We start from the raw sequence: 13,698 nt of genomic DNA on the forward strand, positions 1-13,698 counted from the left end.
CTGGACGGTGCCCCGTTTTTGAACCGGAAGAGTGGATTGACATGCTCCGCTACACACTGATGCGCCTCGGGATCTTCGTGGGCTGCCTCGTGGTCGTCTGGGGCCTCGTCTACTCCGGCCTCGCCCCGCGCGGCCTCGGCGACTCCAACGGCATGTGGATCGTCCTGCTCTCCCTGCTGCTCTCGGCCCCCATCAGCTTCGTGGTCCTGCGCAAGGAGCGCGACCGCGCCTCCGTCCAGGTCGCCCAGCGGGTGGACCGGATGAAGGCCAACCTGGAGGCGAACCGCAGCCAGGAGGACGAGGCCGTCGACGAGGCGACCCCCTCCCAGGGGCAGGCCCCGCAGGCCTCGCAGACCTCCTGACGTCAACGCCCCTGCTGCCGGGGCCCGCGTGACCGTACGCTTTGCGCATGGGTGTCGTGAAGAGCAAGCGCATGCCGCGTGCCGTGCGGGAGCAGCAGATGCTGGACGCCGCTGTGGAGATCTTCGGGCAGCGCGGGTACATGGCCGCCTCGATGGACGAGATCGCCGAACTCGCCGGTGTGTCCAAGCCGTTGGTCTACCTCTACCTGAACTCCAAGGAAGACCTCTTCACCGCGTGCATCCGCCGGGAGGCGGCCGCGCTCACCGAGGCCGTGCGCACGGGCGTGCGGACCGACCTGCCCGCCGACCGTCAGCTCTGGGACGGGCTGCTGGCGTTCTTCACGCACACCTCGCAGAACCCGCCCGCCTGGTCCGTGCTGCATCTCCAGGCCCGGATCCACGGTGAGGCGTTCGCGGCCGAAGTGACCGCGATGCGCGAGGAGATCGTGGCGTTCGTGACCCACCTGATCGTGGTCGCGGCCCGCGAGGCACACCGCGACCCCGACCTGCCCGAGCGCGAGGTCGCCGGTCTCGCCGAGGCCCTCGTCGGCGCCGCCGAGTCCCTCGCCGCCTGGGCCAACGCCACCGAGGGCGTGACCGCGCGGCAGCCGGCGGCGACCCTGATGAACTTCGCGTGGGCCGGCCTCGGCAACCTGATGGAGGGCCGGCCCTGGACCCTCAAGGACACGCCCGCGCAGGGGGCCCCGCTTCAGGTCAGCGGGTAGACACCCCCGCGCACATGCACGCGCTCCCCGTCGCACAGCTCGAACCGCTCCCCGTCCGCCGCGTACGTCACCGTCCCCGGCAGCAGCACCGGCGCCCTGAACTCGGCCCGCACCAGCACCGCTTGAGGCGTGCCGTGCGCCGCCAGACAGCGGGCCGCCGTCCACATGCCGTGGGCGATCGCCCTCGGGAAGCCGAAGAGGCGGGCCGTGAGCGGGTACAGGTGGATCGGGTTGTGGTCGCCGGACGCGGCGGCGTAACGGCGTCCGATGTCCCCGGCCAGCCGCCACTCCGCGACCCCGGGCAACGGCCCGTGCTGCTCCGCCTGCTGATCCCCGTCCCGCTCCCCGCCGGTCGCCTGAGTGCGGTGCCGGGCCAGATACGTGCTCACCGACTCCCATACGACGTCCTCGCCCACCCGCAGCTCGGTGACCACGGCGACCTCCGTACCGCGTCGGTGCGGGGCCAATCCGTCGACGTACACGGTGAGTTCGTACGCGCCGGTGGCCGCCAGTTCCCGGTACCGGGTGATCTCGATCGACGTGTGCACGAGCCCGAGCAGCGGCAGCGGGAAGTCCCGCCCGCTCATCAGCCTCATGGCCAGGGGGAAGCCCAGCACATGGGGATACGTCACCGGCAGCGCGTCCTCGCCGGTCGGGAACCCGCAGACCCGCTCGTAGGCGGCCAGCCGCGCCGAGTCCACCCGCAGACCGCGCAGCACGAGCCGGGTCCGGGGGAAGCCGGCGGTCGCGCCGGGCCGTTTGAAGGGGGAGCGCAGGGCGCCCGCCGCCAGGAGGGGGAGGAGGGAGGGGGACCGGGTGAGGACGGCCGAGGGGCCACCGGAGTTCGCCCCCGCGAAGCCCGAGCCCGAGCCCGACCCCGACCCCGAGCCCGAGCCCGACCCCGAGCCCGAGCCCGACCCCGACCCCGAGCCCGACCCCGAACCCGAGCGCGCGCCCGCGCCCGACCCCGAGCCCGAGCGCGCGCCCGACCCTGAGCCCGCGCCCGACCCCGACCCCGAGCGCGCGCCCGACCCCGACCCCGAGCGCGCGCCCGACCCCGACCCAGAACCCGAGCCCGACCCCGCGCCCGCGCCCGACCCCGAACCCGAGCGCGCGCCCCACCCCGACCCAGAACCCGAGCCCGACCTCGACCCAGAACCCGAGCGCGCGCCCCACCCCGACCCAGAACCCGAGCCCGCGCCCGACCCCGAACCCGAGCGCGCGCCTGACTCCGACCCCGCCCCCGCCCCCGAGCGCGCGCCCGACCCCGACCCCGAGCCCCGTCCCCCCTCGCCGTACGACCCCTCGCCCCGCGCATCGTCCGCGTACGTCCCCACTACGCCCCCAGCAGGCTCTGGCCGCACACCCGCACGACCTGCCCGTTCACCGCGCCGGACGCCGGATGCGCCAGCCATGCCGTCGTCTCGGCCACGTCGGCCGGAAGTCCGCCCTGCCCGAGGGAGTTCATGCGTCGCCCCGCTTCCCGGATGAACAGCGGGATCGCCGCCGTCATCTTCGTCTCGATGAACCCCGGGGCGACGGCGTTGACCGTGACCCCGTGCTCGGCCAGGGCCCGGGGTGCCAGGGAGCGCACCAGGCCGACGACACCGGCCTTGCTCGCGCCGTAGTTCGTCTGCCCGGCGTTCCCCGCGAGCCCCGCGATGGAGGCGGTGGCGACGATCCGCCCGCCCCGCCGCAGCGTGCCCGTCTCCAGCAGCGCGTCCGTGGTGCGCAGCACGCTCGCCAGGTTGACGTCGAGCACCGAACTCCAGCGCTCCGCGGGCATGTTGACCAGTCGCCGGTCCCGGGTGATGCCCGCGTTGTGGACCAGCACGTCCAGCCCGTCCGGCAGCGCCTCGGCGATCCGCGTGCCCGCGTCGGCCGCCGTGATGTCCAGCGCGAGCGCACTGCCCCCGAGCCGCGCGGCCAGCCGCTCGGCGTCCGCCGACGCCCCCGGCACATCGAGGACGACCACCCGCGCCCCGTCCCGCGCCAGCGTCTCGGCGACCGCCGCGCCGATGCCGCGCGCCCCGCCGGTCACCAGGGCCGTCCGCCCGGCGAGGGGGTGAGACCAGTCGACGTCCAGCTCCTGCGCCTGCCCGACCTCGATCACCTGACCGCTGACGTACGCCGACCTGGGGGAGAGCAGGAAGCGCAGGGTCGACTCGGCCGCGGCCGTGTCGGTCAGCCGTACGAGGTTGACCGTTCTGCCCCGCCCGATCTCCTTGCCGAGCGAGCGGGCGAACCCCTCCAACGCCTGCTGGGCGGCGGCCTGGTGATGATCCGCCGAAGAGAGCGGCGCCCCCAGGACGACGACCCGGCCGCTCGCGGCGACCGACCGCACGACCGGGTGCAGGGCCGCGTGCACCTCGGCCAGCCCCGCCACGTCCCGCACGCCCGTGGCGTCGAGGAGGACCGCGGCGGGCGCGTCCGACGGGGCGGGGAACTCCGGGAACTCCGGTCCGGACAGCTCCGACTTGCCCGCCGTGAGCAGCAGCACCCCGCCCTCGAACGCCGGGGACTCGGCCGACCACCGCCGAAGCGCCGTCGGCTGCGGCAGCCCGAGGCGGCGGGTGAGGAACCGGCCCGGCGCGGTGCCGGTGAAGCTCAGATAGCGGTCGGCCATGTCCATCTCCCGGGTCGGTCGCAGATTCCTTACTCTGGAGTAAGGTTACCGTAGGTAAGTCGATTTCCGAGGTGAGGAGCTGGTGGAGATGAGTCCCCTGAAGCCGCCGGTCGCCCGGCGCGTGGCGATCGTCGCCGGCAGCCGTGTGCCCTTCGCCCGCTCGGACGGCCCGTACGCCACCGCCTCGAACCAGGACATGCTCACCGCCGCCCTCGACGCCCTCGTCGAGCGCCATGGGCTCCAGGGGCCGGGCGCCGTGGGGGAGTTCGTCGCCGGAGCCGTCCTCAAGCACGCCCGCGACTTCAACCTCGCCCGCGAGACGGTCCTCGGCTCGAAGCTGGACCCGCGTACCCCGGCGTACGACATCCAGCAGGCCTGCGGGACCGGGCTCCAGGCCGTCATCGCGGCCGCCAACAAGATCGCGCTGGGGCAGACCGAGTCCGCGATCGCGGGCGGCGCCGACACCGCGAGCGACGCGCCCCTCGGCGTCAACGACGACCTGCGCCGCATCCTCCTTGAGGCCCGGCGCGCGAAGTCGGCCGGCGGCCGCCTGAGGGCGCTCGCCCGCATCCGGCCGGCCCACCTCGTCCCCGACATCCCGCGCAACGCCGAACCCCGCACCGGTCTGTCGATGGGCGAGCACGCGGCCGTCACCGCCCGCGCGTGGGGCGTGAGCCGCGAGGCCCAGGACGAACTGGCGGCGACCAGTCACCAGCGGCTGGCGGCGGCCTACGAGCGGGAATTCTTCCGGGAGTTGGTGGTCCCCTTCCGCGGCCTGGCCCGCGACCAGAACCTGCGCCCCGACTCGACGCCCGGGAAACTCGCCACGCTCAAGCCGGTGTTCGGCCTCAAGGACCCCGACCCGACCATGACCGCCGGGAACTCGACCCCGCTGACGGACGGCGCGGCTCTCGTGCTGCTCGCGTCGGAGGAGTGGGCGAAGGCGCGCGGCCTCGAAGTGCTGGCGTACCTCACGGCGTACGAGACGGCGGCCGTGGACTTCGTGCGAGGGGATGTCGCACAGGGGGAGGACGGGCTGCTCATGGCCCCCGCGTACGCCGTCCCCCGGATGCTGGAGCGGGCCGGGCTCGGCATGGACGACTTCGACCTGGTCGAGATCCACGAGGCCTTCGCCTCCCAGGTCCTGGCGACCCTCGCGGCCTGGGAGAAGCGGGGCCTCGCCCCGGTGGACCGGGACCGGCTCAACGTCACCGGATCCTCCCTCGCCACCGGGCATCCCTTCGCCGCGACCGGCGCGCGGATCGTGGCCACGCTCGCGCGGCTGCTGGCCGAGCGGGAGGGGCCCGGCCGTGGGCTGATCTCGGTGTGCGCGGCGGGCGGCCAGGGAGTGACGGCGATCCTGGAGCGGCCGTAGCGCCCCGTAGTTGACAAAGCCTCACTTTGCGGTCGAGGTTGCACAGTCCCGGCTCCGGACCATCAACGAACCCGCACAGACCCGCCACTTGAGCCCCTTAGGATCACCGTCCTAACCCCCGGTAACCCTTGCAGGCGCACTCGCGGGTGAACGCCCCGGTACGTCCCCTGCGTACCTCATGCAGCGGAACGCTACCGAGCAGCACGTCCCAGGAGCTGACCATGTCCCTCTCGTACGTGTCCGGTCACGACTACGACGGCGCCCCTGTCCTCGTGGAACCCGAGATCGTGCGACTGGACGGCGAGGTCCGCGAGGTGTCGGTGCCGCCGCTGGTCGCGCCGGTGACCCACGGCTCCCTGGCCGACTTGCCGTTCGACAACGCGGAGGCGGCCCCGGAGCAGCGGGTGATGAGCCGCCGCACGGAGGACGGCCGCTGGGTCGACCTCACGGCGGCGGAGTTCGCGCGCCAGGTGCTGGCCGTGGCGAAGGGCCTGATCTCCGAGGGCCTGATGCCGGGCGACCGGGTCGCGATCATGGCACGCACGACGTACGAGTGGACGCTCCTCGACTTCGCCGCCTGGGCCGCGGGCCTGGTGACGGTCCCCATCTACCCCACGTCCTCCGTCTTCCAGACCCGGTTCATCCTCCAGGACTCCGGCGCGGTCGCCCTGGTGACGGAGACGGCGGGACAGGCCGCCGCCCTCGGCCCCGAGCTCAGCCGCCTCCCCGACCTGCGCCACATGTGGATCATGGAGAAGGGTCATGTGGAGCGCCTGGGAGAGCTCGGCCGGGCCGTCCCCGACCAGGAGATCGGCGTCCGGCGCGGCATGCTGGGCCCGGGCACGGTCGCCACCGTCGTCTACACCTCCGGAACCACCGGCCGCCCCAAGGGCTGTGTGCTCAGCCACGGCAACTTCCTCACCGAGGTCGACAACGCGATCGAGCTGCTCTACCCGGTCTTCAAGGCGAAGGGGGACGACACCGACCTGGCCACGCTGCTCTTCCTGCCCATCTCGCACGTCTTCGGCCGCATGGTCGCCGTCGCCTGCGTGCGCGCCCGCGTCCGCCTGGGGCACGCGCCGAGCCTCCAGGCCGAGGACCTGCTCGCCGACCTGGCCAGCTTCAAGCCGACCTTCCTCCTCGTGATCCCGTACATGCTGGAGAAGGTCTTCAACAACGCCCGCGCCAAGGCGGAGAGCGGCGGCCGGGTCACCGTCTTCGACCGCGCGACCAACGTCGCCGTCCGCTACGGCGAGGCGATGGAGACCCGCCACGCGGGCACCGGATCCGGCCCGGGAGCGGCCCTGAAGGCGGCCCGCACCTTCTACGACCCGCTCGTCTACCGCCGTATCCGCAACGCCATGGGCGGCAGGATCCGGCACATCATCTCCGGGGGCTCCCCGCTCGGCCGCCGCCTCGCCGCCTTCTACGCGGGCGCGGGCATGGAGATCTACGAGGGCTACGGCCTCACCGAGTCGACGGGCGCCGCCACCTGCACCCCGCCCCTGAAGCCCCGCCTGGGCACGGTCGGCTGGCCCATCCCGGGCACCCGGATCCGTATCGCGGCCGACGGCGAGATCCTGCTCAACGGCGGCCAGGTGTTCCGCGGCTACTGGGACCCCTTCGGTGAGGGGGTCGCCCCCGCCTCCGCCGACGGCTGGTTCCCGACCGGCGACATCGGACAGCTGGACGACGAGGGCTATCTGACGATCACCGGCCGCAAGAAGGAGATCCTGATCACCGCGGGCGGCAAGAACGTCGCCCCGGCCCCGCTGGAGAACTGGCTGCGCTCCCACCCGCTGATCTCCCAGTGCATGGTCCTGGGCGACCGCCGGCCCTACATCTCGGCCCTGATCACCCTGGACATGGACGGCGTCAACCACTGGCGCCAGATGAACGGCAAACACCCCGTCCCCGCCGAACTGCTCGTCAACGACGCCGAGTTGAGAAGCGTCCTGCAACGCGCCGTGGACGAGGCCAACAAGATGGTCTCCCGCCCCGAGTCCATCCGGCGCTTCACCGTCCTCCCGACCGACCTCACCGAGGCGGCCGGTCATCTGACCCCGTCGATGAAGCTGCGCCGGGAGGCGGTCATGAAGGACTTCGCGGGGGCGATCGAGGGGCTCTACGAGCGCTGAGCGCCGTGCGGGCGCAGACGGTCCGCAACGGTACGGGCCCCTCCGTGCCCCACACCGCGATCACCCCGCCCGACGGCACCGGCCGCCAGTCGAGCCACAAGGAGGCGTGGTCAGCGCAGGACGTCCTTCGTCAGCACCCCCTGCTCGGTCGCCAGCGTGTGGTCGTAGTGCACGCCGGGCCCGCTCAGCCGGTACCGCTCGCTCGTCGTGGCCACCGCGTGCCGGTCCTCGCGGGCCACGCCGAGCGTGAAGGTGGCGTCGCCGTGGTAGCTGTCGTCGACCCGGGTGGCGCCGAGACGGGCCCGGTCGGCGACGGACATGACGACCCGCAGACGGTTCGCGGCGTCGATGGTGGCGCGGCCGTCCAGGGCGTAGTCGCGATCCGTGCGGGACAGGTGCCCGTCGCGGGTGACGACCTGGTGATCGCTCCATGTGCCGCCGAGGTCGTCCGTGTTCTCGTCGGGCGTCCACCGGTGGTCGACGGCCGTGGTGAGGGTGCGCTCCACGGTCGTGGTGATCCGGCCGTGGGAGGTGTCGAGGTAGCCGGTGACCTTGAGCCGGTCCTTGCCCGCGGTGACCAGGTGCCGCAGCGAACCGTCGGTGAAGTCGTTGCTCACGGCCGGGTCGGTCCTCTCGTACGACGTGACGGCCCCCTTCACCACCGACCTGTGCGCGTCCTGCCACACCAGGACGTTGGTCGGCGCGCTCCACCCGGTCTGCCCGGCCGGCACGCCGGCCACCTTCACGTCGACGGTGTGCGCCCTGCCGTCGTCGAGGAGCCCGGCGAAGGGGGTCAGGTCGAAGGTGAGCGGACGTACGTCGAAGGCGGTGGGGGAGGGAATCACCGACCACAGGTAGGGCGACCAGCCGCCGGTCCACACGTTCGGGTAAGGGGACGCGATCCCGGCGACCCTCCCGTCGACGCTCACCTGCACCTCACGGTACGGCCCGTCGTCCCCGCCCTGGCAGGAGTACGACGCCTTCGGGGTCGTGGCCGAGTACCAGAACTCCTCGCAGCCGCCGCCGGACCCGGTCGCGTACACCTCGGCGAGGACGCGCTCGGAGTTGCGCGGGACGGTGAGCAAGGCGCCGGTGGTGACGCTGTCGCCGGCGCTGAGGGGGATGACCTGGTCGGGAGCGGTGGTGGCCGTGTTCTTGTGCTCGGGCGCGTAGAAGGTGAGCGTCACCTTGACGTCGAGGATGCCCGTGTACGTGTCGTTGACGACGTTGCCGATGAGCATGTCGACGGACTGAGCGCTGCTCAGCGTCTTCTCGTACTCGGTGACATCCTTCTGGACGGACCAGTTGATCCCGTCCTGCGAGGGCTCGGGCGTCGACGTCCGGAACACCTGTACCCCGCCGATGTCGAGGTACCCCAGCCGGTCGAACTGCCGCCCCTTCACGGTGCCGTCCATCCGCAGCACGACCTTCGACCACCGCCCCGGGGCCCCGCAGCCGGTCGGCGGCGTGTACGTCCCCGTGTACGGCGTGAAGTCCTTGAACTGCGCCTCGGCGACGGTGACTTCGCAGGCCCGGGTGTGCGGGGTGCTGATCGGCGGGGCGGCGGTGACGGGGTCGTGGTAGTCGGTGCCGAACTCGGCGGGAACCGTGGTGGCGGAGGCGGTGCCCAGCGACAGGACGAGGGCGAGGAGCGCGCCGGCCGGCGTGGCCAGTGCCCTGCCCGGACGTATGGGGGATCTCTGGGGTCTCATAGGGCGCAGTGAACACACGGAACTCGACCGCGGCCAAGGGCTCTTGGAGAGGTCTTGACCAATCCTGTCCCCCGCACTGACCGGACTCCGTCCTACAACCATGCCGCCCCACCGTGAGTCTTCTCCCCGCTGGACTCGGATCACCGCAGGAGACTCATGTTCACCCGAAGCACCTTCCGCCTGGCACTGGCCACGGCCACGGCCGTGTCCCTGACCGGCGGACTGCTCACCCTCTGTGTGAGCACCGCGAGCGCCGCCACCCCGGCGAAGTACGCCGACGACTTCAACGGGGACGGCTACCGCGACTACGCCGTCGCCGGCCTCGGCGGCGAGGTCACCGTGACGTACGGGACGGCCACCGGTGTCGGTACGACCACCAAGACGTTCACCCAGTCCAGCGCGGGCATCCCGGGAACCGCCGGTGACGCGGGCGGCTACGCGGACGCGTTCGGCGAGGACGTCGCCACCGCCGACCTCAACCGCGACGGATACGCCGACCTCGCCGTCGCCGACTTCACCGAGAAGGTGAGCGGCAAGGTGAGCTCCGGCGCGGTCACCATCCTGTGGGGCACGAAGAGCGGCCTCTCCGGTACCGGCGCCCTCCGTCTCAAGGTCACCGCCCGCTCCGACCAGGGCTTCGGGAAGGCGATGGAGACCGGCGACTTCGACGGCGACGGCAAGGCCGACCTGGCCGTCGCCGACGCCTTCAAGTCCGTCTACGTCTACCGCGGCGGCTTCTCCAAGTCCGGTACGACGGGCAAGGTCACCAAGCACACCCGCGACGCCACCTTCGAGACCACCGGCCTGGTCGCAGGCAAGGTCACCAAGGACAAGGCGACCGATCTCTATCTCCTCGGCCAGGGCTACCACAGCGACAAGATGACGCAGGACGCGTGGTTCCTGCGGGGCGGCTCCACCATCAAGCCCGGCAAGGCCACCGTCATCAACAGCTCCACCCCCGACTACAGCCCCGCCGGTGTCGTCGCCGACTTCGACAAGAGCGGCTACGGCGACCTCGCGGTCAGCGACACCCGCTACAACGACAAGGCGGGTTCGGTGGTCGTCTGGCGCGGCGGCAGCACCGGCCCGACGACGAAGTACCGGCTCACGCAGTCCACCGCGGGCGTGACCACGGCCGCCACGGCGCGCGACTACTTCGGCTCATCCCTCTCCGCCGGGGACACCAACCGCGACGGCTACCCGGACCTGGCGGTCGGCGTGCCCTACGAGACGGTCAGCTCGGTCGACGACGCGGGCGGCGTCCACGTCCTGCGCGGCGGCAAGTCCGGCCTGACCGGCCAGAACTCCCAGTGGTTCTCCCGGGCGACGGCGGGCGTCCCCGGGAACCCCGGCCAGTACGAGAACTTCGGCTCCCTCGTCCGCTTGCGCGACCTCGACCGCGACGGCGACCAGGACCTGCTGGTGTCGAGCAACTACTACGACCCGGGTGTGCTGCTTCCCGGCACGGGTTCCGCCGTCACAGCGACCGGCGCGCGGGAGCTGAACGTGGTGGCCGCGTTCCCGCAGTAGGGGAGAGAAAGGCCGACCAGGCCGTGGGGGAGAGGGTGAGGTGAGGGCCGGTGGGGTGCTTGGAGTCGCGGAGGTGGATGGTGTGGGGGGTGACGGCGACTTCCAGGCATTCGCCGCCCTCGCCGTCGCTGTAGCTGGACTTGAACCAGGCGAGCTGCTCGATGTTCATAGCTCCTCCAGCTTCTGCTCGATCAACTTCCGGGATTCCGACGGAGACAGGGCCATCGCCCGCATGATCCCATAGCGGTCCGCGATCTTCCGGACCTCTTCGAGTTCGGTGATCAACCGGGGATAGCCCTGCACCTCCGTGTACGCCACCTGCCCGTACCTTCTCGGCGTCAGCAGGTTGAACGCCCCACCTAGGTTGGGATGTTCCTCCACCCGAGTCGGCATCACCTGGATCTCGACGTTCTGCATGCGCCCGACGTGCAGCAGGCGTCGAAGCTGATCGGCGTGCACCCGAGGCCCGCCGATCGGCCGGTCCAGCAGGACTTCTTCGAGGACATAGCTCACGATCGGCGCCGGCGAACGCTCGAAGACCTGCTGTCGGGAGAGCCGGTCAGTCACCCGCTTCTCGATCGTCTCCCCGTCGAGAAACGGACGCCGTTTCGCGAATACGTCCCATGCGTGGTCCTGGGTCTGCAACAACCCCGGCACGCCGTTGCTGGCGTAGAAGTGCAGCTCGACCGCCTCCGCCTCCAACCCGGCGTAACTCCGGTACCACTCGGGATGCCGGGTCCGAGACTTCGCCATCGCCTCCTCGACCTCCGGGACGACCTCCTTCAACAGGCCCCCGGCGTCGAGCAGTTCGTCCGCCTTCAGCAAGACCTCCGGCCGGAGTGTCCGTACGCCCCGCTCCATCGCCGAGACCGCGTCGGGCCCGTACCCCACCAGCTCCCCGAACTCCTTCTGCGTGAACCCCTTCCGCTCCCGCAGCAGCCGCACCATCTTGCCCAGCGCGACGAACAACCCCGCCGTCCCGTCCGCCTCCGCCGGCGTCTCCGGCCTCCGCTCGCCCACGCGCCCCACCCCTCCCGCCCGACAACCCGTACACCGAACCGACCGCACCCGTACAGCTACTCAGCGTCGCCAAGTCGCTCCTGGTCAGCGTAGATTCAACCCAGCACGCTGAGTCACGTGAACGCCGAAATCTCCACCCCCACCGACGAACTGACCCAGCGGCTGAGCGCCACCCCGCGAGGCGCCCGCCTGGCCCGCAGGCTCACCGCCACCCAGCTCACGGCCTGGGGCCACCCCCACGACACCGAGGTGAACGACACCGCGCAGCACCTCGTCGCCGAGCTCGCCGCCAACGCCGTGACGCACGGCCGCGTCCCCGGAAGGGACTTCGAGCTGCGCCTCCTGCTCCTCCCCGAGAACACGCTGCGTATCGAGGTGAGCGACGCGCGGGGCGACCGCAGGCTCAGGTTCATCCGCGAGGCGGACGGCGAACACGGCCGCGGCCTGATCCTCGTCACCCTCCTCGCCGACACCTGGGGCGTCACGGAGCGGGACGTCGGCAAGACGGTGTGGGCCGAGATCGCACTCGGGTGATGACAGGGCGCATGTCCGAGATCAGCTCCGGCAGGTGTCCGCCACGGTGTCGGCGAACGCCCGGGCCGGCGGCGACAGCGCGTCCCAGCGGCGTACCGCCCAGCCGACGGAGAGGGGGCGCAGCGCGGGGAGGGGTACCAGCCGCAGGTCCCCCCGGTCACCGGGCACGGTCAGTCCCGGCAGGGCGGGCACCACCGCCCGCCCCAGCCCCAGTTCGGCCAGCAGCAGTGCCGTGTCCCAGTCGGCCACGCTCGTGTCGAAGGCGAACCGGACGCCCAACTCCGCGCAGGCCGCGTCCAGATGGGCGGCGGAGGTGGAGTTCGGGGGGAGGCGGATCAGCCGTAGGCCGGACAGGTCGGCCGCCTCCACGTGGGCGCGCCGGGCGAGCGGGTCGTCGGCCCGTACGGCCAGCATCCACGGCAGTTCCCTCACCGGCCGCTGCTCTATGCCCCGCACCGGCGCCCCGAGCGTGATCCACGCCAGGTCGAGACTGCTGTCGGCCAGCGCGTCGAAGCAGGCCCGGCTGGAGCTCTCGGTCCTGAACTCCAGGCTGACGTCCGGGTGTTGCTGCCGGAAGGCCACCACCGCGTCCGACATGAAGTGCCGTACGGTCGTCGCGCCCGTCGCCACCCGGACCGACCCGCTCTCCCCGTCGACCAGCTCGCGCAGGCGGCGCAGGGCGAGATCGAGACCCGCGATGCCCTCCGCCGCGGCCGCCTCCAGCACCCGCCCGGCCTGTGTCGGCATGACTCCCCTGGGCTGCCGCTCCAGCAGGCCGACCCCCGTCTCCCGCTCCAGCCGCTTCACGTGCTGGCTCACCGCGGACTGGGTGCAGTCCAGGTCACGGGCCACCGCGCTGAGGCTTCCGGCGCGGCACACGGCCACGAAGACACGCAGGTCGTCGAGAGTCATGACCTCCAAGCTAGCACTTGGGTCCAGCGACAAATTCTTAGGATTGACTGGGGCGAGTGCGCGTACGACGATCTCCTCAGGGCCCGGGCGGCAACCCGCTTCCACACCCGGGAGGAGCGGGTGCCGACCCAACCCACCCCTTCTGCCGAGGAGTTCGGTGCCCGTGCAGGCGACCCGCACAGCCGGAGCCAGAGCCCTGTTACGGCGGCTCGGTGCCGACCGCGTTCCTCACCCCGGCGGCACGCTCCTCGCCCACCTCGAACGCGTCCGCATCCAACTCGCCCTCTGGGAAGCCCGCCCCGACCTTCAGGTGGCCGGCCTCTGCCACGCCTTCTACGGCACCGACGGCTTCCCCACCGGCCTGCTTCCGCTGGACCGGCGTACCGAACTCGCCTCCGCGATCGGCCCGGACGCCGAGGCGATCGTGCACTTCTACGCGAGCTGCGACCGCGCGGCGACCTACCCCCACCTTCTGGAACCCCGCTTCCGGGACCGGTTCACCGGACGGACGTACGCCCCCGACCCCCTCGTGTGCAGGGACTTCGCCGAGCTGACCGCCGCCAACGAGCTCGACCTCGCCCGCCGGGACCCGCTCTTTCGCGAGCGCTGGGGCCCCGAACTGCTCGCCCTGCTCACCCGGTTCAGGCCACTCCTCAGCCAACCCGCCTGGCGGGACACCCTCGCCGTCCTCCACACCCCTTGACTTCTCAAGACCCCCGCGCGACGTTCCGGACCTCTTCGTCCATACCAACCGCGGGGGGACC

Annotated in this window: 13 protein-coding genes; 7 read left to right on the forward strand and 6 right to left on the reverse strand. The window is 72.0% G+C overall.

Features of this window, described 5'->3' with window-relative positions:
• Positions 1–41: 41 nt before the first annotated feature.
• Together ACFYZ8_RS40745 and ACFYZ8_RS40750 are read left to right on the forward strand one after the other, a co-directional pair.
• On the forward strand, positions 42–362 hold the full coding sequence (locus ACFYZ8_RS40745) for a DUF4229 domain-containing protein (RefSeq protein WP_359032350.1): 321 nt from the start codon (positions 42–44) through the stop codon (positions 360–362).
• A gap of 47 nt (positions 363–409) precedes the next feature.
• Positions 410–1,087 carry a TetR/AcrR family transcriptional regulator gene (locus ACFYZ8_RS40750; protein WP_388541349.1) on the forward strand — a complete coding sequence of 226 codons (678 nt, stop codon included), beginning with the start codon at positions 410–412 and terminating at the stop codon, positions 1,085–1,087.
• On the opposite strand, the gene ACFYZ8_RS40755 is transcribed toward ACFYZ8_RS40750, so the two are convergent.
• Entirely contained in the window at positions 1,072–1,878 is an 807-nt protein-coding gene (locus ACFYZ8_RS40755; protein WP_359032396.1) for a MaoC/PaaZ C-terminal domain-containing protein, read from the reverse strand. The two genes, ACFYZ8_RS40750 and ACFYZ8_RS40755, sit on opposite strands and share 16 nt — an antisense overlap.
• A gap of 545 nt (positions 1,879–2,423) precedes the next feature.
• Positions 2,424–3,713 (reverse strand): 3-oxoacyl-ACP reductase, encoded by a 1,290-nt coding sequence (locus ACFYZ8_RS40760; RefSeq protein WP_388541352.1) that lies wholly within the window; start codon positions 3,711–3,713, stop codon positions 2,424–2,426.
• An 88-nt stretch (positions 3,714–3,801) separates the two neighbouring features.
• Between ACFYZ8_RS40760 and ACFYZ8_RS40765 the strand changes: the two genes are divergently transcribed.
• Both ACFYZ8_RS40765 and ACFYZ8_RS40770 read left to right on the forward strand, forming a co-directional pair.
• Positions 3,802–5,088, forward strand: coding sequence for an acetyl-CoA C-acetyltransferase (locus ACFYZ8_RS40765; protein WP_388541355.1), 1,287 nt, complete (start codon positions 3,802–3,804; stop codon positions 5,086–5,088).
• Positions 5,089–5,309: 221 nt separating this feature from the next.
• Positions 5,310–7,226 (forward strand): AMP-dependent synthetase/ligase, encoded by a 1,917-nt coding sequence (locus ACFYZ8_RS40770; RefSeq protein ID WP_359032346.1) that lies wholly within the window; start codon positions 5,310–5,312, stop codon positions 7,224–7,226.
• A 110-nt stretch (positions 7,227–7,336) separates the two neighbouring features.
• On the opposite strand, the gene ACFYZ8_RS40775 is transcribed toward ACFYZ8_RS40770, so the two are convergent.
• Positions 7,337–8,938 carry a peptide-N4-asparagine amidase gene (locus ACFYZ8_RS40775; RefSeq protein ID WP_388541358.1) on the reverse strand — a complete coding sequence of 534 codons (1,602 nt, stop codon included), beginning with the start codon at positions 8,936–8,938 and terminating at the stop codon, positions 7,337–7,339.
• Between the two features lie 156 nt (positions 8,939–9,094).
• Here ACFYZ8_RS40775 and ACFYZ8_RS40780 point away from each other — a divergent pair, with 156 nt between their 5' ends.
• On the forward strand, positions 9,095–10,468 hold the full coding sequence (locus tag ACFYZ8_RS40780) for an FG-GAP and VCBS repeat-containing protein (protein ID WP_388541361.1): 1,374 nt from the start codon (positions 9,095–9,097) through the stop codon (positions 10,466–10,468).
• On the opposite strand, the gene ACFYZ8_RS40785 is transcribed toward ACFYZ8_RS40780, so the two are convergent.
• Both ACFYZ8_RS40785 and ACFYZ8_RS40790 read right to left on the reverse strand, forming a co-directional pair.
• A complete protein-coding gene (locus ACFYZ8_RS40785) occupies positions 10,416–10,637 on the reverse strand; it encodes a DUF397 domain-containing protein (RefSeq protein WP_388541363.1) in 222 nt (73 codons plus the stop codon). The two genes, ACFYZ8_RS40780 and ACFYZ8_RS40785, sit on opposite strands and share 53 nt — an antisense overlap.
• Entirely contained in the window at positions 10,634–11,488 is an 855-nt protein-coding gene (locus tag ACFYZ8_RS40790) for a helix-turn-helix domain-containing protein (protein WP_388541366.1), read from the reverse strand. Before ACFYZ8_RS40790 ends, ACFYZ8_RS40785 begins: the two co-directional genes overlap by 4 nt.
• A gap of 117 nt (positions 11,489–11,605) precedes the next feature.
• On the opposite strand from ACFYZ8_RS40790, the gene ACFYZ8_RS40795 reads away from it, so the two are divergent.
• Positions 11,606–12,022, forward strand: coding sequence for an ATP-binding protein (locus tag ACFYZ8_RS40795; RefSeq protein ID WP_388541369.1), 417 nt, complete (start codon positions 11,606–11,608; stop codon positions 12,020–12,022).
• Between the two features lie 21 nt (positions 12,023–12,043).
• Here ACFYZ8_RS40795 and ACFYZ8_RS40800 read toward each other — a convergent pair whose 3' ends face one another.
• Positions 12,044–12,934 (reverse strand): LysR family transcriptional regulator, encoded by an 891-nt coding sequence (locus tag ACFYZ8_RS40800; RefSeq protein WP_388541371.1) that lies wholly within the window; start codon positions 12,932–12,934, stop codon positions 12,044–12,046.
• A gap of 157 nt (positions 12,935–13,091) precedes the next feature.
• Between ACFYZ8_RS40800 and ACFYZ8_RS40805 the strand changes: the two genes are divergently transcribed.
• Positions 13,092–13,637, forward strand: coding sequence for a DUF6817 domain-containing protein (locus ACFYZ8_RS40805; protein WP_388541374.1), 546 nt, complete (start codon positions 13,092–13,094; stop codon positions 13,635–13,637).
• Positions 13,638–13,698 lie beyond the last annotated feature (61 nt).

The organism is Streptomyces sp. NPDC001668 (assembly GCF_042893155.1).
Taxonomy (GTDB): domain Bacteria; phylum Actinomycetota; class Actinomycetes; order Streptomycetales; family Streptomycetaceae; genus Streptomyces.

Excerpts from the sequence above, each read along its gene's own strand:
- ACFYZ8_RS40745 (WP_359032350.1), top strand. The coding sequence starts at position 42 with ATGCTCCGCTACACACTGATGCGCCTCGGGATCTTCGTGGGCTGCCTC.
- ACFYZ8_RS40780 (WP_388541361.1), top strand. The coding sequence starts at position 9,095 with ATGTTCACCCGAAGCACCTTCCGCCTGGCACTGGCCACGGCCACGGCC.
- ACFYZ8_RS40800 (WP_388541371.1), bottom strand. The coding sequence starts at position 12,934 with ATGACTCTCGACGACCTGCGTGTCTTCGTGGCCGTGTGCCGCGCCGGA.
- ACFYZ8_RS40775 (WP_388541358.1), bottom strand. The coding sequence starts at position 8,938 with ATGAGACCCCAGAGATCCCCCATACGTCCGGGCAGGGCACTGGCCACG.
- ACFYZ8_RS40750 (WP_388541349.1), top strand. The coding sequence starts at position 410 with ATGGGTGTCGTGAAGAGCAAGCGCATGCCGCGTGCCGTGCGGGAGCAG.
- ACFYZ8_RS40760 (WP_388541352.1), bottom strand. The coding sequence starts at position 3,713 with ATGGCCGACCGCTATCTGAGCTTCACCGGCACCGCGCCGGGCCGGTTC.
- ACFYZ8_RS40765 (WP_388541355.1), top strand. The coding sequence starts at position 3,802 with ATGAGTCCCCTGAAGCCGCCGGTCGCCCGGCGCGTGGCGATCGTCGCC.
- ACFYZ8_RS40770 (WP_359032346.1), top strand. The coding sequence starts at position 5,310 with ATGTCCCTCTCGTACGTGTCCGGTCACGACTACGACGGCGCCCCTGTC.
- ACFYZ8_RS40785 (WP_388541363.1), bottom strand. The coding sequence starts at position 10,637 with ATGAACATCGAGCAGCTCGCCTGGTTCAAGTCCAGCTACAGCGACGGC.